Source organism: Pseudomonas sp. SWRI154, from assembly GCF_014268645.1.
GTDB classification, from domain to species: Bacteria; Pseudomonadota; Gammaproteobacteria; order Pseudomonadales; family Pseudomonadaceae; genus Aquipseudomonas; species Aquipseudomonas marvdashtae.
This window is the reverse complement of the sequence record NZ_JABWQW010000006.1, coordinates 121,610-140,748: the sequence shown is the minus strand read 5'-3', so window position 1 is coordinate 140,748 and position 19,139 is coordinate 121,610. Positions and strand designations below refer to the sequence as shown.

Here is a 19,139-nt window from a genome sequence, read left to right as displayed (position 1 = left end):
CCATGTCCCGTTCCGAAACCTTGTTTGCCAATGCTCAAAAACACATCCCCGGCGGCGTGAATTCCCCGGTTCGTGCATTCAAGAGCGTCGGCGGTACCCCGCTGTTCTTCAAGCACGCCGAAGGCGCGTACGTCACCGACGAAGACGACAAGCGCTACGTGGATTACGTGGGTTCGTGGGGGCCGATGATCCTGGGCCACAGCCATCCGGATGTGCTCGACGCGGTGCGCAAGCAGCTGCAACACGGCCTGTCCTACGGCGCCCCGACCGCGATGGAAACCGAGATGGCCGACCTCGTCTGTTCTATCGTGCCGTCGATGGAAATGGTGCGCATGGTCAGCTCCGGCACCGAGGCGACCATGAGTGCGATCCGCCTGGCGCGCGGCTATACCGGCCGCGACAGCATCATCAAATTCGAAGGCTGCTACCACGGCCATTCCGACAGCTTGCTGGTGAAGGCCGGTTCCGGCGCGCTGACCCAAGGCGTGCCGAGCTCTGCGGGCGTGCCGGCGGCGTTCGCCAAGCACACGCTGACGCTGCCATTCAACGACTTGGAAGAAGTCGAGAAAATGCTTGGCGAAGTCGGCCAGGAAGTGGCTTGCATTATCGTCGAACCGGTGGCCGGAAACATGAACTGCGTACCGCCGGCGCCAGGTTTCCTCGAAGGCCTGCGCAGCCTGTGCGACCAGCACGGCGTGGTGTTGATTTTCGACGAAGTGATGACCGGCTTCCGCGTTGCCCTCGGCGGCGCCCAGGCCCATTACGGCGTCACGCCGGACTTGAGCACCTTCGGCAAAATCATCGGCGGCGGCATGCCAGTGGGCTGCTTCGGCGGCAAGCGCGCGATCATGGAATGCATCGCCCCGCTGGGGCCGGTGTACCAGGCCGGCACGCTGTCGGGCAATCCGCTGGCTATGGCCGCCGGCCTGACCACCTTGCGCCTGATCAGCCGCCCGGGCTTCCACGCCGAGCTGACCGACTTCACCACTCGCCTGCTCGATGGCTTGCAAGTACGCGCCGATGCGGCAGGGATTCCGTTCGTCACCACCCAGGCCGGCGGCATGTTCGGCCTGTATTTCAGCGGCGCCGATGACATCGTCACCTTTGAAGACGTCATGGCCAGCGATGCCGACCGGTTCAAGCGCTTCTTCCACTTGATGCTCGAAGGCGGCGTCTATCTGGCGCCAAGCGCGTTCGAAGCTGGCTTCACCTCCATCGCCCATGGTGACGCGGAGTTGAAGATCACCCTTGATGCGGCCGAACGGGCCTTTGCTGTGCTGAAGTAAAGCTGTGGATAACTGACGCTGACTGACACCAGCGTCAGTGATTGCCGATAGCTCTAGCGCTTTTTCCTACGTATTTATCCGAGAAGTGGCCGCCGCCGTTCCCCCGCAGCAGAAAAACGAGTAAAGACTTTGTAAGGATGGCCCTGCTTATTTCATAATGCGCGCTTATTGGATCCCCCGGTGGGTCCACGCGCCCCTCAGAGGTAAGTCGATTCTCATGAACCGCACCGGCCGCACCCTTGCCTTGGGCTGCCTGTTGGTCCTTCAGCCCCTGCTCGCTCACTCACAGGCAGGCGGTAACTCGTTGTTGATCCCGGCAATGGGCCGTTGCACGCTCAACACCCAGCCACAAGATCTCGCACCGGCACTCGACGCCTGTCGAAAAGCGGCCGATGACGGTGATGCACAAGCGCAATACGAGTTGGGTGAGTTCTACTATGATGGCAAGGCCGCGCCGCGCGACCTCAAGCTGGCCCTCAGCTATTTCGAAAAAGCCTCCCTGCAAGGCCATCCCCAGGCGCAATACAAGCTCGGCGGCATGTTCTTTCATGGTGAAGGCGTGCCGGCCAACAACGTCCAAGCTTACATCGTCCTGAAGATGGCGGCGGTCAACGGCGCCGAAGAAGCCTTGGACACCGCCGACGAAGTTGCCGAGCAAATGCCCCGTGACGAGCTGGAGGTGGCGACCCAGGTACTGGGCCAGATCTTTCGCAAATACCTGATGGAATTGCAAAACGCCGACGGACGCACGCCGTTCTCACCGCTGCCCTGATTCCACCGCAGGCCCCTGTGGTTGGGAGCTTTATTGTGGCGAGGGAGCTTGCTCCCGCTCGGTTGCGCAGCGACCGCAAGATATTAGGGCCGCTGCGCCCGAGGCGTCGGACCGGCCCAGCGGGAGCAAGCTCCCTCGCCACAAGGGCTGTGCTCGACTTTAAATCTCTGAATAAACCTGGCTTCAACCACCAGGCTATTTCCTACTTCTCAGGCATCGGCATCGGAAACGGCATCACATTGCCGACCGCGCCGCGGGCTTCGCTGATTTTCGGCGTGCCCAGGCGCTCGACTTCGTCGATGCGCACGATCGAATGCATCGGCACGAAGCTGCGCACCACACCTTCGAACTGCGCCTTGAGCTTCTCTTCGCTCGGATCGACGACCACTTGCGTGCGCTCGCCAAAGACGAATTCCTCGACTTCCAGGAAGCCCCACAGATCACTTTGATAGATCTGCTTGGCGTACATTTCGAACACCTGGCCCTGGTTGAGGAAAATCACCTTGTAGATTGGAGCTTCACGTTTGGTCATGGCTGGCGAAACACATCGGCGGGTAAAAATGAGGGCGCGAACTATAGCATAGCCATTGCTCGCACAACGGTAGGAACCGGGGGACTTGTTGCCTATAATGCGCGGTTCTTTGAATCACGTGATGAACCCCTCCATGGCCAAGAAGCTTTACATCGAAACCCACGGTTGCCAGATGAACGAGTACGACAGCTCGCGCATGGTCGATCTGCTGGGTGAACACCAGGCCCTGGAAGTCACCGCACGCGCCGAAGACGCGGACGTGATCCTGCTCAACACCTGCTCGATCCGCGAACGCGCCCAGGACCGGGTGTATTCCCAACTGGGCCGCTGGCGCGAACTGAAACTGGCCAACCCGGAAATGGTCATTGCCGTGGGCGGTTGCGTGGCCAGCCAGGAAGGCGCAGCCATTCGTGATCGCGCCCCCTATGTAGACGTGGTTTTCGGCCCGCAGACCCTGCATCGCCTGCCGGAGATGATCGACGCCGCGCGCGCAACCAAATTGCCGCAGGTGGACGTTTCGTTTCCGGAAATCGAAAAATTCGACCACCTGCCCGAACCGCGCATCGACGGCCCGAGTGCCTATGTATCGGTGATGGAAGGCTGCAGTAAATATTGCACTTTCTGCGTCGTGCCCTATACGCGGGGCGAAGAGGTCAGCCGGCCGTTTGACGACGTGATTGCCGAGATCATCCACCTGGCCGAAAACGGCGTGCGCGAAGTGACGCTGCTGGGGCAGAACGTCAATGGTTATCGCGGCCTGACCCACGATGGCCGCCTGGCGGACCTCGCCGAACTGATCCGAGTCGTGGCAGCCGTGGATGGTATTGACCGCATCCGCTACACCACGTCGCATCCGCTGGAGTTCTCCGACAGCCTGATCCAGGCCCATGCCGAGGTTCCCGAGCTGGTCAAGCACCTGCACTTGCCGGTGCAATCGGGTTCCGACCGGATCCTCGCGGCCATGAAGCGCAACCACACGGCGCTGGAGTACAAATCCAAGCTGCGCAAGTTACGCGCGGCAGTGCCGGGCATCTGCATCAGTTCGGACTTTATCGTTGGCTTCCCGGGCGAAACCGAGAAAGATTTCCAGCAGACCATGAAGCTGATCGAAGACGTCGGCTTCGACTTCTCCTACTCCTTTGTGTACAGCCAGCGCCCCGGCACGCCGGCGGCTGACCTGGTGGACGAGACGCCGGAAGAGATCAAGAAAGAACGGCTCAACGCCTTGCAGCATCGATTGAATCAGCAGGGCTTCGAAATCAGCCGACAAATGGTCGGGTCGATCCAGAGGATCCTGGTCACCGACTACTCGAAAAAAGACCCGGGCGAATTGCAGGGCCGGACCGAGAACAACCGGATCGTCAACTTCCGCTGCGATACTCCGGCGCTGATAGGCCAGTTCGCCGACGTGCACATCGACGCCGCACAACCGCACTCCCTGCGCGGCTCGCTGGTCCAATAGCTTGAGTCCACGATGAATTGTCAGCCCCTGTTATCGGATTGCGCCGTTTAAGAGCTTTCGTACCCAGCCTACTGGCGCTATCCTTGATTTCACCTTAATTGCCCCTGGGCGGCTAAAAACGACCTTGAACGCACCCATCGAACCACATCGCTTTATTCTCGAGCCCTTTGAGGCTCGCCGCTTCGCCAATCTGTGCGGGCAATTCGACGAGCATCTGCGCTTGATCGAACAGCGCCTGGCCATCGAGATCCGCAACCGCGGAAACCAGTTCGAACTGATCGGCGAACCCAAGCACACCTCCTCCGCGGAAAACCTCCTGCGCCGTCTCTACCGGGAAACCAAGGGGAGCGAGCTGTCGCCGGACATGGTCCACCTGTTCCTGCAGGAATCGGCTGTCGAAGAACTCGACAACCACGCCCCCGCGGAACCTGCGGTGGCCCTGCGCACGAAAAAAGGCATGATTCGCCCCCGCGGCTTGAATCAGCAGCGCTACGTGAAGGAAATCCTCGGCAACGATATCAACTTCGGCATCGGCCCGGCCGGTACCGGCAAGACCTACCTGGCCGTGGCCTGCGCAGTCGATGCGCTAGAGCGTGAACAGGTGCGACGCATCCTGCTGGTGCGTCCGGCGGTCGAAGCGGGCGAAAAGCTTGGCTTCCTGCCTGGCGACCTGAGCCAGAAAATCGACCCTTACCTGCGACCTCTCTATGACGCGCTGTACGAAATGCTCGGTTTCGAATACGTCGCCAAGCTGATCGAACGCCAGGTCATCGAGGTCGCGCCACTGGCCTATATGCGCGGTCGCACGCTGAACAACAGCTTCATCATCCTCGACGAAAGCCAGAACACCACCGTCGAACAGATGAAAATGTTCCTGACCCGGATCGGCTTCGGCTCCACCGCCGTCATCACCGGGGACATCACCCAGGTCGACCTGCCGCGCGGCACCAAGTCCGGCTTGAACCACGTGATCCAGGTGCTCAAGGACGTCCCGGGCATCAGCTTCACGCATTTCCTGCCCAAGGATGTCGTGCGTCATCCGCTGGTGCAGCGCATCGTCGAAGCCTACGAGCGCTTCGAGAACCGCGAGGACGAGGCCCTGCCCGCCGACAAGGGCAAGCGCCACGATGCTTGAACTCGACTTGCAACTGGCCAGCGAGCAACCCTCTCCCAGCGAAGCCCAGTTTCGCCAATGGTGCGAACTGGCCCTGCGCCAGCGCAGCGCCGATTCGGAACTGACGATCCGCTTGGTGGACGAACCTGAAGGCCGCGAGCTGAACCATACCTGGCGGCAGAAAGACTATGCCACCAACGTGCTGTCGTTCCCCGCCGACGTGCCCGACGAGTTGCTCGATATCCCATTGCTGGGCGATCTGGTGATCTGCGTCCCGGTGGTGGAGCGCGAAGCGGCCGAACAAGGCAAGACTTGCGAAGCCCATTGGGCTCATCTGGTGATACACGGCTGCTTGCATTTGCTCGGTTACGACCACATGGAAGATGAGGAAGCCGAGGAAATGGAAGCACTGGAACGGACGTTGCTTGCAGAGCTGGGTCATCCCGACCCTTATGCCGGCGACGAACACTGATACATCAACCTGTAACGACAAAGGATTCAGAGTAATCGCTATGAGCGAAGATCGATCGACCAACGGGCAGAAGTCATGGCTGGGCAAGCTCACCCAGGCTTTTGCCCATGAGCCGAAAAACCGCCAGGAGCTGCTGGAGCTGCTGCGCGACGCACACCAGAACAAACTGTTGGACAGCGAAGCGCTGGCCATCGTCGAAGGCGCTATCCAGGTCGCTGACCTGCAGGTGCGGGACATCATGGTCCCCCGCTCGCAGATGGTCAGCATCAAGGCGACCCAGACACCCCGCGAATTCCTGCCCGCCGTGGTCGACTCCGCTCACTCGCGCTACCCGGTCGTCGGCGAGAGCCATGACGATGTCATGGGCGTGCTGCTGGCCAAGGACCTGCTGCCGCTGATCCTCCAGGAGAACGGCGACAGCTTCAACATCAAGGACCTGCTGCGCCCGGCCACCTTCGTGCCCGAGTCCAAGCGCCTGAACGTTTTGCTGCGTGAATTTCGCGCCAATCACAACCACATGGCCATCGTCATCGACGAATACGGCGGCGTGGCCGGCCTGGTCACCATCGAAGACGTACTCGAGCAGATCGTCGGCGACATCGAGGACGAACACGATGTCGAGGAAGACAGCTACATCAAGCCGCTGCCCAGCGGTGATTTCCTGATCAAGGCCCTGACGCCCATCGAGAACTTCAACGAGTTCTTCGACAGCGAGTTTTCCGACGATGAGTTCGATACCGTCGGCGGCCTGGTGATGAGTGCTTTCGGACACCTGCCCAAGCGCAACGAAACCACCGAGATCGGCTCTTGGCGCTTTCGCATCCTGAATGCCGACAGTCGTCGGATTCATCTGCTGCGCCTGTCGCCCATTGCCCGTTAAACCCCGCGAGCCCCGCTAAGGACACACATGCGTTGGATAACCCGCCCCGGCTGGCCCGGTAACCTGCTGGCCGTGGCGGCCGGCGCGATCACCACCCTGGCTTTGGCGCCCTTCGACATCTGGCCGCTGGCGTTGCTGGCGGTCGGGTTGTTCTATGCCGGCTTGAAGGAACTCTCGCCGCGCCAGGCCCTGGGCCGTGGCTGGTGCTTCGGATTTGGCTTGTTTGGCGCCGGCACCAGCTGGATCTACGTCAGCATCCATAACTTCGGTGGTGCCTCGGTGCTGCTTGCCGGGCTGTTGATGCTGCTGTTCATCGCCGCGATCGCCTGGTTCTTCGCGCTACCGGCCTGGCTTTGGGCGCGGTGGTTGCGGCGCAACGAGGCGCCGCTGGCCGACGCCCTGGCCTTCGCCGCGCTGTGGCTGGGCCAGGAAGCGTTTCGTGGCTGGTTTTTGACCGGTTTCCCCTGGCTCTACTCCGGCTACAGCCAACTCGACGGCCCCCTGGCCGGCCTCGCGCCGCTGGGCGGGATGTGGCTGATTTCCTTCACCCTGGCCTTGACCGCCGCGCTGCTGTACAACGCGCCCGGCTTGGTTCGTAGCGGCCGCAAAGGCTTTATTGCGGCAGGCGTCGCACTGCTGATCGGCCCTTGGATTGTCGGCATGGCACTCAAGGGCCACGCCTGGACCAGCCCATCGGGCGACCCGCTGAGCGTCGCGGCGATCCAGGGCAACATCGAACAGAGCATGAAGTGGGACCCCGAGCAGCTCAACGCGCAACTGGCGCTGTACCGCGACATGAGTTTTGCTTCCAAGCGCGTCGACCTGCTGATCTGGCCGGAAACCGCGGTGCCAGTGCTCAAGGATTCCGCCCAGGGCTACCTGGACATGATGGGCAACTTCGCCGCCGAGCGGAATTCGGCGCTGATCACCGGCGTGCCGATTCGCCAGTTGGTCCGCCATGAGAAGCGCTACTTCAACGGCATCACCGTGACCGGCGAAGGTGACGGCACCTACCTCAAGCAAAAACTCGTACCGTTCGGCGAATACGTGCCGTTGCAGGATCTGCTGCGGGGGCTCATCGCGTTTTTTGATTTGCCCATGTCGGATTTCGCTCGCGGGCCGGCCGACCAGCCATTGTTGCAAGCCAAGGGTTACCAGATCGCGCCCTTCATCTGCTATGAAGTGGTCTATCCAGAGTTCGCCGCCAGCCTTTCCGCACGCAGCGACTTGTTGCTGACCATCAGCAACGACACGTGGTTCGGCACCTCGATCGGCCCGTTGCAGCACCTGCAAATGGCCCAGATGCGCGCCTTGGAAGCCGGCCGCTGGATGATCCGCGCCACCAACAACGGCGTGACCGGCCTGATCGACCCTTTCGGCCAGATTACCGTCAGCATCCCGCAATTCGAACGCGGCATCCTCTACGGCGAAGTGGTGCCTATGCACGACCTGACGCCGTATCTGCAATGGCGCTCGTGGCCGTTGATCGTCTTGTGCGTGTTGCTGCTGGGCTGGGCGTTGATGGCGGGACGGATGGCCAAGACGGTTTAACTCGGTCCCCCATGTGAATGAAAAACCCTGTGGCGAGGGAGCTTGCTCCCGCTGGCCTGCGCAGCAGGCCCTTTTTTAGGGCCGCTTCGCGCTGGAGCGCCAGCCCGGCCCAGCGGGAGCAAGCTCCCTCGCCACAACAGCGATCACCTCACTCCACGCGGTGTTTCATCGGTAGAACAACCAATACCCCACCAGCCCCACCGCCTCGTTCATCAGTTGCCCGGACTGCCAGATCGCCTTGAACTCCGGCATCCAGCCACCCAGCGGCCGGGCGTTGTCCTGGCCCAGGAACCCGACAGGCGCCGGCACCACTTCAAATCCCGAGCGTTCGAAACTCCAGGCCGCCCGCGACATGTGCCAGGCCTGGGTGACCACCACGACTCGCTTGACGCCGGCGGGCAGCAGGATTTCGGCGCTCATTTGGGCGTTTTCCCAGGTCGTGCGGCTGCGCTCCTCCTGCCAGCGCACGGTCACGCCAAAATCCTCGCGCATCGAGTCGGCCATCAGCCTGGCCTCGCTGGGCGGGGTGCCGTAATGCAGGCCGCCGGTTGTCAGCACCGGCAAGCCTGAAGCCTTGGCCAACCGTGCCGCATAACGCTGGCGCTCCAGCCCTATGCCGGTGGGCTGGTCGGCGCCCCAGGCCAGATCGCCGCGCTCGCGGCCCGAGCCCAGCACCACAATGGCGTCGGCGCGCTGGGCCAAGGTCGCCCATTCGCTACGTATTAACGGCGGTTCACGCTCCAAGGCCTTGGCGCTCCATTGCACCGCAACTGGCAGGCTCATCAGCCAGAAACCACCCAGGCCCACGGCGAAACACACACGGGCCAGGCGCGGCCGGGAGTCGCGCCACCACCAGGCGAGCGCCAGCAGCAGCAAAAGAATGCCGGGCGGCAGCAAGAGTTGTTTGATGAAATAGCGAAACGGCATCGGGCATCTCCATAGATGCCCGAAGCCTAGGTGGGTTGTCGCAAAGCGACAATAGATTCCAAAAATCTCGAATCAAAAAAAGCGACACGCGTGAATCCGGCGCTACTTGAACTGCAGAGACCGGACCTTTACAGCACCCTTGTCGGGCGTCCGATCCTTGAGCCAGACAACCTTGGCCGAACGGGGCGCATCAAGACGCTTGTTTGCCTGGGCCTCGCAGGTGGAGGCCTGGTGACCGACCTGCTCAAGGTACGCCTTGACCAGTTCGAACTCTGCGGGGCTCAAGCCGCGCAGTTCCAGCTCTGCCGGGCGCTCATCACGCAAACGACCGGCGGTTCTAGCAGCGTCCAGGGCCACCCCGAGACGATCGATCAGTTTTCCATACAACTCAGGTGTAGCGACTTTTCGTTGTGATTCAACCATCCCTCACCTCATTGAAGATAAGACTCACTCCCCATTGAGAAGCTTAGCTTCGCTGGGCAAACCGGCAGGACACCGCGACCAACGGCCCTGTACGCGGGCGATTGGCCGTGGCCGTCAATGGCTGACACGCAATCAGGGTTTCCCTCGGTAGAGCGCGGTCATGTATGCTACGGCGCTTCCTGTAACTCCACTTCCAGCTTGGCTGGGCATCGAAAACGCCGCATTCGGCGTCGTCTGCGTCCAGCATGGCAACGAAGAGGATTGGGCCACCCCATTCAGTACAAAAGTAGCCATGCACGAACACTACCAGCCCCGTGAAATCGAAGCCGCCGCCCAGTCGTTCTGGGACGAGCAAAAGTCCTTTGAAGTCAGTGAACAGCCAGGCAAGGAGACTTACTACTGCCTGTCGATGTTCCCTTACCCCAGCGGCAAGCTACACATGGGGCATGTGCGCAACTACACCATCGGCGACGTGATCTCCCGCTATCAGCGCATGCAAGGCAAGAACGTCCTGCAACCCATGGGTTGGGACGCCTTCGGCATGCCGGCGGAAAACGCCGCAATGAAGAACAACGTGGCCCCCGCCAAGTGGACCTACGAAAACATCGCCTACATGAAGACCCAGCTGCGCAGCCTGGGCCTGGCGGTGGATTGGTCCCGCGAAGTGACCACCTGCAAGCCGGACTACTACCGCTGGGAACAATGGCTGTTCACCCGCCTGTTCGAAAAAGGCGTGATCTACCGCAAGAACGGTACCGTGAACTGGGACCCGGTGGACCAGACCGTACTGGCCAACGAGCAAGTGATCGACGGTCGCGGCTGGCGATCCGGCGCGCTGATCGAAAAGCGCGAGATCCCGATGTACTACTTCAAGATCACCGCCTACGCGGATGAACTCCTGGAGAGTCTCGACGAACTGACCGGCTGGCCCGAGCAGGTCAAGACCATGCAACGCAACTGGATCGGCAAGTCCCGGGGCATGGAAGTGCAGTTCCCGTACGACGTCGCGTCCATTGGCGAAGCCGGCACCCTGAAAGTCTTCACCACCCGCCCCGACACCCTGATGGGCGCCACTTATGTGGCCGTGGCCGCAGAGCATCCGCTGGCGACCCTGGCGGCCCGGAACAACCCCGAGCTGCAGGCATTCATCGCCGAGTGCAAGGGCGGCAGCGTTGCCGAAGCCGACGTTGCCACGCAGGAAAAGAAAGGCCTGCCGACTTCGCTGTTCGTCGAACACCCGCTCACTGGCGAAAAACTGCCGGTATGGGTCGCCAACTACGTACTGATGCACTACGGCGACGGCGCCGTGATGGCCGTGCCGGCTCACGACGAGCGCGATTTCGAATTCGCCCACAAGTACAACCTGCCGGTCAAACCGGTCGTGCGCACCAGCGTCGGCGACCAGACCCCGGCACCTTGGCAAGACGCCTATGGCGAACACGGCGAGCTGATCAACTCCGGCGAGTTCGACGGCCTGGATTTCGCCGGCGCGTTCGACGCCATCGAAGTCGCCCTGATCAAGAGGAACCTCGGCGCCTCGCGTACCCAGTTCCGCCTTCGCGACTGGGGCATCAGCCGCCAGCGCTACTGGGGCTGTCCGATTCCGATCGTGCATTGCGACACCTGCGGCGACGTACCGGTGCCAGAAGACCAACTGCCCGTGGTCCTGCCGGAAGACGTCGTACCCGACGGCGCCGGTTCGCCCCTGGCGCGCATGCCTGAATTCTACGAATGCAGTTGCCCGAAATGCGGTGCACCGGCCAAGCGTGAAACCGACACCATGGACACCTTCGTCGAGTCCTCCTGGTACTACGCCCGCTACGCCTCGCCGCACTATGAGGGTGGCCTGGTGGAAAAATCCGCGGCTGACCACTGGTTGCCAGTGGACCAGTACATTGGCGGCATCGAACACGCCATTCTCCACCTGCTCTATGCGCGCTTCTTCCACAAGCTGATGCGTGACGAAGGCCTGGTGAGCTCCAACGAGCCGTTCAAGAACCTGCTGACCCAAGGCATGGTGATCGCCGAGACTTACTATCGTCGCGAAGCCAACGGTGCCTACACCTGGTACAACCCAAGCGATGTCGAACTCGAACGCGACAGCAAGGCCAAGGTCATCAGCGCCAAGCTGATCGCCGACGGCTTGCCGGTGGAAATCGGCGGCACCGAGAAAATGGCCAAGTCGAAGAACAACGGCGTCGACCCACAGTCGATGATCGACCAGTTCGGCGCGGACACCTGCCGCCTGTTCATGATGTTCGCCTCGCCACCCGACATGAGCGCGGAATGGTCCGACTCGGGCGTCGAGGGCTCGCACCGCTTCCTCAAGCGCGTCTGGCGCCTGGCGCAAGCCCACGTCACCCAGGGCCTGCCGGGCAAACTGGTCGTCGCCAACCTGAACGACGAGCAAAAAAACGTTCGTCGCTCGATTCACCTGGCGATCAAGCAGGCGAGCCACGACGTTGGCCAGAACCACAAGTTCAACACCGCCATCGCCCAGGTGATGACGCTGATGAATGTGTTGGAAAAAGCTGCGCAGGGCACCGAACAGGATCGCGCGCTGGTTCACGAAGGCCTGGAAGCCGTGACGCTGCTGCTGGCGCCGATCACACCGCACATCAGCCACGAGCTGTGGAGTCAACTGGGTCACGCCGACCCGGTGATTGACGCCCGCTGGCCGGTGGTGGACGAAACCGCGTTGGTGCAGGACAGCCTGACACTGGTCATCCAGGTCAATGGCAAACTGCGCGGCCAGATTGAAATGCCGGCCGCCGCCACTCGCGAAGAAGTCGAAGCCGCCGCGCGGGCCAACGAGAACGTGCTGCGCTTTGTCGATGGCCTGACGATCCGCAAGGTGATCGTGGTGCCCGGCAAACTGGTCAATATCGTCGCAAGCTAATTGGATCGGGCGTCCGGCCACAGGCCGGACGCCGAATATGACCTGCAGGGCCGCACGCTCGGCCCATGGGTTTCAAGGGGAGCAACAAGATGATCAAACGTAATTTGCTGGTTATGGGCCTGGCGGTCCTGTTGAGCGCCTGCGGCTTCCAGCTGCGTGGCACCGGCACCACCGAACTGGCAATCACCGAGCTGGACCTGAGCGCGCGTGACGCCTATGGCGAAACCGTGAAAGCGCTGCGCGATACGCTCGAAGACAGCGGTGTGAAGGTCTACAGCGGTGCACCATACAAACTGGTATTGACCCGTGAACAGCAAAGCCAGCGTAGCCTGAGCTATGCCGGTGCCGGTCGTTCCGCCGAATATGAACTGAACAATGTGCTGAGCTACGAAATCCGTGGCCAAAACAACCTGGTGTTGCTGGACGACAAGCTGCAAGTGCAGAAGGTCTACCTGCATGACGGTAACAACATCACCGGTTCCGACCAGGAGTCCAGTGAAGTGCGCGAGGAAATGCGCCGTGACCTGGTACAGCGCATGATGCTGCGCCTGCAACAGCTGAACCCGGGCCAGTTGGACCAACTGCAACAGACCGCCAATGCCAAGGCCAAGGCCGAAGCCGAAGCACTCGAAGCGGCACGCAAGGCTGAAGCGGAAACCCCGCAGCAGTCGCCGATGCAAATCCCGGCTGAATAAGCCTTGCGGGGCGCTTCGGCGCCCCGCTTGCATGCGCCTATGAACTGTCCTTTATGAAACTGGCTCCCGCCCAACTCGGTAAACACCTGCAAGGTGCCCTGGCGCCCGTCTACATCATCAGCGGCGATGACCCGCTGTTGTGCCAGGAAGCCGCCGACGCCATCCGCTCCGCCGCCCGCCAGCAAGGTTTCGACGAACGCCAGGTGTTCGCCGCCGACGCCAGTTTCGACTGGGGTACGCTGCTGCAGGCTGGGGCGAGCATGTCGTTGTTCGCCGAGAAACGTCTGTTGGAACTGCGCTTGCCCTCCGGCAAGCCTGGTGACAAGGGCGCCGCTGCGCTGATCGAATACTGCTCGCGACCGGCCGAAGACACGGTGCTGCTCATCAGCCTGCCGAAACTCGATGGCAGCGCGCAGAAAACCAAATGGGGCAAGGCCCTGGTCGAAGGCCAGCAGACCCAGTTCGTGCAGATCTGGCCAGTGGATGCCAGCCAGTTGCCGAGCTGGATCCGCCAGCGCCTCTCCCAGGCCGGCCTGTCGGCCAGCCAGGACGCGGTGGAGCTGATAGCCGCCCGGGTCGAAGGCAACCTGCTGGCCGCCGCCCAGGAAATCGAAAAGCTCAAGCTGATGGCCGAAGGTGGGCAGATCACCGTGGAAACGGTCCAGGCCGCCGTGGCCGACAGCGCCCGCTTCGATGTCTTCGGGCTGACCGATGCGATCCTCAACGGCGAAGCAGCCCATGCCCTGCGCATGCTTGAAGGCCTGCGAGGCGAAGGCGTCGAGCCTCCCGTGATCCTCTGGGCCCTGGCTCGGGAACTGCGGCTGCTGGCCAACCTGTCGCTGCAATACAGCCAGGGCGTGCCGCTGGACAAAGCCTTCAGCCAGGCCCGCCCGCCCGTCTGGGACAAGCGCAAGCCCCTGATGAGCAAGGCCCTGCAACGTTATTCGGCGCCGCGCTGGGCGCAATTGCTGCTTGAGGCCCAGCGCATCGATGCGCAGATCAAGGGCCAGGCCGCCGGGTCGCCATGGATGAGCCTGAGTCGGTTGTCGTTGTTGATGGCGGGCCAGCGACTCCCTTTACCCGCTGAATAACACAGTACCTGTGGCGAGGGAGCTTGCTCCCGCTGGACTGCGCAGCAGTCCTAAAATCATTTGACTTGGTGTGTCAGACAAAATGCATTCAGCTCTCTTGGGGCTGCTGCGCAGCCCAGCGGGAGCAAGCTCCCTCGCCACAACAACTCTCCAGCCACAACGCCGTCGGCCATCCTTGAAATTTCCTACGCAATGCAGGGACTGGACAAAGCGCCAGCCCTGTCCCATGATTTGCCCCGCAAAACCACCCCACGAGAGATCCCCTCATGAGCAAAAAGCCATCCAAGCATGGCCCCAACAAGGCCAAATCCATCATCGCCCAGCCGCTGTTCCGCAGCCGCCAGGAACGACCCGCCAAGGGCAAAGGCAGCTACCGCCGCGAAGCCTTCCAGTCTGACAACTGGGAGGCTTCTTGCTTTCTGGCAGCTTGAAACACCAGGACAAGCCCTACGCCCCTTTCGCATGTTAAGGTCAGCACCTGATCTGAATTTCTGGACCCGTGCATGCCCTTTTGTCTTCCCCGTCGTTGGCCGTTGCGCCAACTGATCGCCGTCACAAGCGTCGTCCTGCTTGTTGCCTGCGCAGAGAAACCCACCGCCGCCGATGCCCAACCGCTCCAGACCGCTCCTGCCATGACCGCGCCGGCGATCGTGCCGCCTGTCGTGCCCTCCGGAGAAAACCTGGCCATAGCGCCCACCCAGACCTTTGCCGAATGGCAGGCCGGGTTTCGCAAGGAGGCCCTGGCCGCCGGGATCCGTGCCGATTTGTTCGACCGTGCATTCATCGGCGTCAGTCCGGACATGAGCGTGATCAAGGCTGATCGCAGCCAACCTGAATTCACCCGACCGGTGTGGGAATATCTCGACGGCGCACTGTCGCCCTTGCGCATACGCAAAGGCCAGGCCCTGATCCAGCAGCAGGCGCAGATCCTGCAAAGCATCGAGCAACGCTATGGTGTCGATCGCGAGGCGCTGGTTGCGGTGTGGGGCATGGAAAGCAACTTCGGCCAGTTCCAGGGCAACAAATCGGTGATCAACTCCCTGGCGACCCTGGCCTACGAAGGACGGCGTCCCGGCTTTGCCCATGCGCAACTGATCGCCGCGCTGCAGATCCTGCAACAGGGCGATATCTCGCCGGAAAAAATGCTCGGTTCCTGGGCCGGCGCCATGGGCCAGACCCAGTTCATTCCCACCACCTACAATACCCATGCGGTTGATTTTGACGGCGACGGCCGCCGTGACATCTGGGGCAGCGCCACCGATGCCCTGGCCTCGACCGCACATTATCTGCAGAGCTCCGGTTGGCAGCGCGGCCAGCCATGGGGGTTCGAGGTCGATCTCGCGGAGGGCTTCGACTACACCCTGGCCGATGGCACGATCCGCAAGCCTGTTTCCGAATGGATACGGCTGGGCGTCTCGGAATACGGCGGCCTACCGATAGCCCCAGAGGATAAACAACTGTCGGCGTCCCTGCTCCTGCCCGCCGGCCATCGCGGCCCGGCGTTCCTGATCTTCGATAACTTCCGCGCCATCCTCAAATACAACAACTCATCGTCCTATGCCCTGGCGGTAGGACTGTTGTCACAACGCTTCACCGGTGCGGGGTTAGTCTATGGACAATGGCCAAAAGAGGATCTGCCCCTGAGCCGCAGCGAACGCATCGAGCTGCAGACCCTACTCGGCAAGCACAACTACGACGCGGGCAATCCCGACGGCATCATTGGCGCCAACACCCGCAAGGCCATCCGCAGCGCCCAACAGTCGCTTGGCTGGCCGGCGGATGGATATCCGACGCATAAGCTGCTGGACGCGCTACGTAACCGCTGAATTGGCCTGATGCGTCCTACCGCTAAACTGCTCGCTACACCCCCGGGGTTGGCGAGCAGTTCTCGATGTTTGATGAACAGGTAACGGGGGCCTAGCCGCCGAGCACCACATCCTGCTCCAACGTCAGCCTCTTCTCCCCCGCATCCAATTCCACCAGCGCGCCCATGGGCAACGTCAGGTTCGGATCACAATGCCCGCTGCGCCAACCGGACAACACCGGAATGCGCAATGGCGCGAAGGTCTGCTTGAACAAGCGGTTCAAATCCTCGACGTCCACACCCGCGACATCTCCCAGCAGCACGCCCCGCAACTTCGCCAGGGTGCCCGCCAGCCGCAGCTGGGTCAGCAAGCGGTCGATGCGATAGAGCGGTTCATTGACGTCTTCCACCAGCAGGATCACGCCTTGCGCATCGATTTCGTAAGGCGTAGCCATGGTCGCGGCTATCATCGACAGATTGCCTCCGAGCAGCCGCCCGTGAGCGACGCCTGGCTCGACAATCGTCAATGGATAAGCCGCCGGATGGCTCAGTACGTCGCCTGCCCTCAATTGCCCACGCAGCAGGCTGAAGAACGAAGTGACAGTCGGCGGTGCCTTGCCGCCCAGCAGGTCGGCATTGAGCAATGGCCCATGGAAGGTCACGAACCCAGCATGGCGGCTGATCGCCAGGTGCAGCGCGGTGATGTCGCTGTAGCCGACAAAGGGCTTGGCGTTACGCCGCAACAGCTCGAAATCGATGCGATCCAATAGTCGCGGCGTGCCGTAGCCCCCGCGCAGACAAATAATGGCCTTCACCTGCGGGTCGGCGAAAGCTGCGTGTAGATCGTTGAGCCGCACCTCGTCACTGCCGGCCAGGTATCCGTCCTTTTCATGGACACCCGCAAATATCCGCAGCTCATGACCGTGGGCGCGCATCCATTGCACGGCTTTGTCGGTGTCCAGCGGCGCCGGACCGGCAGGCGCGATCACTCCGATCAGCCCTCCGGCCGGGAGCGCCGGTACCGGCTGATGCGGATACAGGGTGTGCTTGGGTCGAACGGTCATCCATGAATCTCCCTGCATAAAGTCGTGCATACACCCCGCCGTGAAAGGCCTGGCCGATCAGGAGGACAGGTAGGAAGAGCGCGTCAACCCAAGGCGCAGCGCATCCAGGAACTGGGTGCGCTCGGCTGCGGTGATGCGAGCGCTGGCGCACTTGTCACGGTAATGCGTCATCAATTCCTCCGGCGACAGGTGCACGTAGCGCAGCATGTCTTCGATGGTGTCATGGGTCTCGATGCCGGCGTGGTACACACTGCCGTCGGCGTTCTGGTAGATGTTCACCGAATCGGTGTCACCGAACAGGTTATGCATGTCGCCGAGAATTTCCTGATAGGCACCCACCAGGAAAATGCCCAGCAGGTAGTCTTCGCCTGGATTCAGCGAGTGGACCGGCAGGCTGGTCTCGATGCTCTGCTCGTCGACGTATTGCTTGATCTTGCCGTCGGAGTCGCAGGTCAGGTCTTGCAGCACGGCGCGGCGCAGCGGTTCTTCGTCGAGGCGATGCAACGGCAGGATTGGCAACACCTGGCCGATCGCCCAGGTGTCCGGCAGGCTCTGGAACACCGAGAAGTTGCAGATGTACTTATCGGCCAACTTGTCGTTGAGTTCGTCCAGCACCTGGCGGTGCGAGCGCTGGCGGGCCTTCAGCGAGTTGTGCAGGCGACGGCAGACGGCGAAGTAGCATTGCTCGGCCAGGGCTTTTTCCGCCAGGGTCAGCTTGCCGTCGGCGTATTGGGCGGCCACGTCGCTCATGTAGTGGGTGGCGCGCCAGTAAGTCTCGGTAACCATCTCGATATCGGTTGGGCCCAGCAGGTCCACCAGCCATTGCACGGTTTCCGGCAGGCTTTCCTTGTTCTCGATCACCGGCACATCGTCGTGGTGTTTCTCGACGTCGGTCACCTGCACCACCAGCATCGCGTGGTGAGCTGTCAGCGAGCGGCCGCTTTCGGAAAAGATGTGCGGATGCGGCAGGCTTTGGGCGTCGCAGAATTCCTTGAGCATGCCCACCACGACACCGGCGTAATCGTCCATGTCGTAGTTGATCGAACTGGCGTTGCGCGAGTGCGTACCGTCGTAGTCCACGCCCAGGCCACCGCCGACGTCGATGTGATCCACCGGCAGGCCGAGATTGCGCAGCTCGCCGTAGTAACGGATCGCTTCCTTGAAACCATGCTGGTAGTCCGCCAGGTTGGCGATTTGCGAACCCATGTGGAAGTGCAACAGACGGATGCCCTGATCCAGGCCGGCGCCGCGGAAGCGCTCGACCACGGACAACAGCTGCGCGGCCGACAGACCGAACTTGGATTTCTCGCCACCGGTGTCGGCCCACTTGCTCGACGCCAGGGACGACAGGCGCACCCGCAAGCCTACCTGAGGCTTGACCTTGAGCGACGCGGCTTCTTCGATCACCAGGCCGACTTCGGATTCTTTCTCGATCACGATGAAGACGTTGTGACCGAGCTTCTGGCCCATCAGCGCCAGGCGAATGAACTCGCGATCCTTGTAGCCGTTGCAGACAATCGTCCCGCCCTTTGGCGCCAGGGCCAGCACCGCCAGCAGCTCAGGCTTGGAACCGGCTTCCAGGCCGATGGAAACGTTCTGGGTGGCGATGATGTTTTCGATCACCGCTTCCTGCTGGTTGACCTTGATCGGATAGAGCGCGGTGTATTGGCTCTGGTACTCCAGGCGTGCGATGTTGCTGTCGAACGCACCGGTGAGCTGGCGCACACGGTCTTGCAGGATGTCGGGGAAGCGCACCAGCAGGGGCAACGAAAGGCCACTCTGGCGCAACTGGTCGACTTGCTCGTACAAATCGATGGGCGAGCTGTCGGGACCGTTCGGACGGACTTCGACGCGACCGGCGTCATTGATCGCGAAATACCCGGCCCCCCAATGGCGGATCCCGTAAACGCTGCGGCTGTCCGCAACTGTCCATTGGCTGCCATCGTCTTTGCGTGTGCGTCGTACGGACATCGAAGTCCCCTATAAAGAAGTCAAAATGCACCATCCGGTCGGAGGCTGGCGCAGTCTAGAGAATGGAAATGACGATTTGCCTGTAAGCAAGGTAGACCCTGCCCGCAGCGCTGAGTTTAAAACCCGTTCCGAACAGGTTCTGTGAAAACCCTGCGGACGATCCGGAACCCGGGGTTCGGATCAAGCCGAGGTGGCT

The 19,139-nt window shown here is 61.7% G+C and carries 17 protein-coding genes; 12 read left to right on the top strand and 5 right to left on the bottom strand.

All coding sequences use genetic code 11. The features are described from left to right. The first annotated feature begins 2 nt into the window (after nt 1-2). Both hemL and HU806_RS07750 read left to right on the top strand, forming a co-directional pair. The gene (gene hemL / locus HU806_RS07755) at nt 3-1,286 is read left to right on the top strand and encodes a glutamate-1-semialdehyde 2,1-aminomutase (protein ID WP_186610831.1); all 1,284 of its coding nucleotides are present in this window, start codon (nt 3-5) and stop codon (nt 1,284-1,286) included. 217 nt (nt 1,287-1,503) lie between these two features. After that, entirely contained in the window at nt 1,504-2,058 is a 555-nt protein-coding gene (locus HU806_RS07750; RefSeq protein ID WP_186610830.1) for a tetratricopeptide repeat protein, read from the top strand. A 202-nt stretch (nt 2,059-2,260) separates the two neighbouring features. Here the strand turns inward: HU806_RS07750 and HU806_RS07745 are convergent, their stop codons facing one another. After that, nucleotides 2,261-2,590, bottom strand: a complete 330-nt coding sequence (locus HU806_RS07745) for a DUF1820 family protein (protein WP_003185742.1) — start codon at nt 2,588-2,590, stop codon at nt 2,261-2,263. Nucleotides 2,591-2,723: 133 nt separating this feature from the next. Here HU806_RS07745 and miaB point away from each other — a divergent pair, with 133 nt between their 5' ends. The 5 genes from miaB (at nt 2,724) to lnt (ending at nt 8,069) form a co-directional block, all read left to right on the top strand. Beyond that, nucleotides 2,724-4,052, top strand: coding sequence for a tRNA (N6-isopentenyl adenosine(37)-C2)-methylthiotransferase MiaB (gene miaB / locus HU806_RS07740; protein ID WP_186610829.1), 1,329 nt, complete (start codon nt 2,724-2,726; stop codon nt 4,050-4,052). A 124-nt stretch (nt 4,053-4,176) separates the two neighbouring features. Continuing rightward, on the top strand, nt 4,177-5,187 hold the full coding sequence (locus HU806_RS07735; protein WP_186610828.1) for a PhoH family protein: 1,011 nt from the start codon (nt 4,177-4,179) through the stop codon (nt 5,185-5,187). After that, complete coding sequence (gene ybeY / locus HU806_RS07730; RefSeq protein WP_186610827.1) at nt 5,180-5,638, top strand: rRNA maturation RNase YbeY; 459 nt, start codon at nt 5,180-5,182, stop codon at nt 5,636-5,638. The genes HU806_RS07735 and ybeY overlap by 8 nt, the downstream gene beginning before the upstream one ends. A 40-nt stretch (nt 5,639-5,678) precedes the next feature. Then, a complete protein-coding gene (locus HU806_RS07725; RefSeq protein ID WP_186610826.1) occupies nt 5,679-6,518 on the top strand; it encodes a CorC family transporter in 840 nt (279 codons plus the stop codon). A gap of 27 nt (nt 6,519-6,545) precedes the next feature. After that, entirely contained in the window at nt 6,546-8,069 is a 1,524-nt protein-coding gene (lnt, locus tag HU806_RS07720; RefSeq protein WP_186610825.1) for an apolipoprotein N-acyltransferase, read from the top strand. Nucleotides 8,070-8,234: 165 nt separating this feature from the next. On the opposite strand, the gene HU806_RS07715 is transcribed toward lnt, so the two are convergent. Both HU806_RS07715 and HU806_RS07710 read right to left on the bottom strand, forming a co-directional pair. Continuing rightward, the gene (locus HU806_RS07715; protein ID WP_186610824.1) at nt 8,235-8,996 is read right to left on the bottom strand and encodes a YdcF family protein; all 762 of its coding nucleotides are present in this window, start codon (nt 8,994-8,996) and stop codon (nt 8,235-8,237) included. Between the two features lie 102 nt (nt 8,997-9,098). Then, the gene (locus HU806_RS07710) at nt 9,099-9,419 is read right to left on the bottom strand and encodes a hypothetical protein (protein ID WP_186610823.1); all 321 of its coding nucleotides are present in this window, start codon (nt 9,417-9,419) and stop codon (nt 9,099-9,101) included. A gap of 292 nt (nt 9,420-9,711) precedes the next feature. Here HU806_RS07710 and leuS point away from each other — a divergent pair, with 292 nt between their 5' ends. The 5 genes from leuS to HU806_RS07685 all read left to right on the top strand — a co-directional run bounded on the left by leuS (nt 9,712) and on the right by HU806_RS07685 (nt 15,930). Beyond that, entirely contained in the window at nt 9,712-12,318 is a 2,607-nt protein-coding gene (gene leuS / locus HU806_RS07705; RefSeq protein ID WP_186610822.1) for a leucine--tRNA ligase, read from the top strand. An 89-nt stretch (nt 12,319-12,407) separates the two neighbouring features. After that, nucleotides 12,408-13,013, top strand: coding sequence for an LPS-assembly lipoprotein LptE (locus HU806_RS07700; protein WP_186610821.1), 606 nt, complete (start codon nt 12,408-12,410; stop codon nt 13,011-13,013). Nucleotides 13,014-13,066: 53 nt separating this feature from the next. Next, the gene (gene holA / locus HU806_RS07695; RefSeq protein WP_186610820.1) at nt 13,067-14,104 is read left to right on the top strand and encodes a DNA polymerase III subunit delta; all 1,038 of its coding nucleotides are present in this window, start codon (nt 13,067-13,069) and stop codon (nt 14,102-14,104) included. Nucleotides 14,105-14,370: 266 nt separating this feature from the next. Continuing rightward, entirely contained in the window at nt 14,371-14,535 is a 165-nt protein-coding gene (gene arfA, locus HU806_RS07690) for an alternative ribosome rescue factor ArfA (RefSeq protein ID WP_047702691.1), read from the top strand. Nucleotides 14,536-14,607: 72 nt separating this feature from the next. Then, on the top strand, nt 14,608-15,930 hold the full coding sequence (locus HU806_RS07685; protein WP_186610819.1) for a lytic murein transglycosylase: 1,323 nt from the start codon (nt 14,608-14,610) through the stop codon (nt 15,928-15,930). A gap of 91 nt (nt 15,931-16,021) precedes the next feature. Here the strand turns inward: HU806_RS07685 and HU806_RS07680 are convergent, their stop codons facing one another. Next, nucleotides 16,022-16,972 (bottom strand): S66 peptidase family protein, encoded by a 951-nt coding sequence (locus HU806_RS07680; RefSeq protein WP_186610818.1) that lies wholly within the window; start codon nt 16,970-16,972, stop codon nt 16,022-16,024. A 57-nt stretch (nt 16,973-17,029) separates the two neighbouring features. Continuing rightward, complete coding sequence (gene speA / locus HU806_RS07675) at nt 17,030-18,943, bottom strand: arginine decarboxylase (RefSeq protein WP_186610817.1); 1,914 nt, start codon at nt 18,941-18,943, stop codon at nt 17,030-17,032. Nucleotides 18,944-19,139 lie beyond the last annotated feature (196 nt).

Excerpts from the sequence above, each read along its gene's own strand:
- hemL (WP_186610831.1), top strand. The coding sequence starts at position 3 with ATGTCCCGTTCCGAAACCTTGTTTGCCAATGCTCAAAAACACATCCCC.
- HU806_RS07750 (WP_186610830.1), top strand. The coding sequence starts at position 1,504 with ATGAACCGCACCGGCCGCACCCTTGCCTTGGGCTGCCTGTTGGTCCTT.
- HU806_RS07745 (WP_003185742.1), bottom strand. The coding sequence starts at position 2,590 with ATGACCAAACGTGAAGCTCCAATCTACAAGGTGATTTTCCTCAACCAG.
- miaB (WP_186610829.1), top strand. The coding sequence starts at position 2,724 with ATGGCCAAGAAGCTTTACATCGAAACCCACGGTTGCCAGATGAACGAG.
- ybeY (WP_186610827.1), top strand. The coding sequence starts at position 5,180 with ATGCTTGAACTCGACTTGCAACTGGCCAGCGAGCAACCCTCTCCCAGC.
- HU806_RS07725 (WP_186610826.1), top strand. The coding sequence starts at position 5,679 with ATGAGCGAAGATCGATCGACCAACGGGCAGAAGTCATGGCTGGGCAAG.
- lnt (WP_186610825.1), top strand. The coding sequence starts at position 6,546 with ATGCGTTGGATAACCCGCCCCGGCTGGCCCGGTAACCTGCTGGCCGTG.
- HU806_RS07715 (WP_186610824.1), bottom strand. The coding sequence starts at position 8,996 with ATGCCGTTTCGCTATTTCATCAAACAACTCTTGCTGCCGCCCGGCATT.
- HU806_RS07710 (WP_186610823.1), bottom strand. The coding sequence starts at position 9,419 with ATGGTTGAATCACAACGAAAAGTCGCTACACCTGAGTTGTATGGAAAA.
- leuS (WP_186610822.1), top strand. The coding sequence starts at position 9,712 with ATGCACGAACACTACCAGCCCCGTGAAATCGAAGCCGCCGCCCAGTCG.
- HU806_RS07700 (WP_186610821.1), top strand. The coding sequence starts at position 12,408 with ATGATCAAACGTAATTTGCTGGTTATGGGCCTGGCGGTCCTGTTGAGC.
- holA (WP_186610820.1), top strand. The coding sequence starts at position 13,067 with ATGAAACTGGCTCCCGCCCAACTCGGTAAACACCTGCAAGGTGCCCTG.
- arfA (WP_047702691.1), top strand. The coding sequence starts at position 14,371 with ATGAGCAAAAAGCCATCCAAGCATGGCCCCAACAAGGCCAAATCCATC.
- HU806_RS07685 (WP_186610819.1), top strand. The coding sequence starts at position 14,608 with ATGCCCTTTTGTCTTCCCCGTCGTTGGCCGTTGCGCCAACTGATCGCC.
- HU806_RS07680 (WP_186610818.1), bottom strand. The coding sequence starts at position 16,972 with ATGACCGTTCGACCCAAGCACACCCTGTATCCGCATCAGCCGGTACCG.
- speA (WP_186610817.1), bottom strand. The coding sequence starts at position 18,943 with ATGTCCGTACGACGCACACGCAAAGACGATGGCAGCCAATGGACAGTT.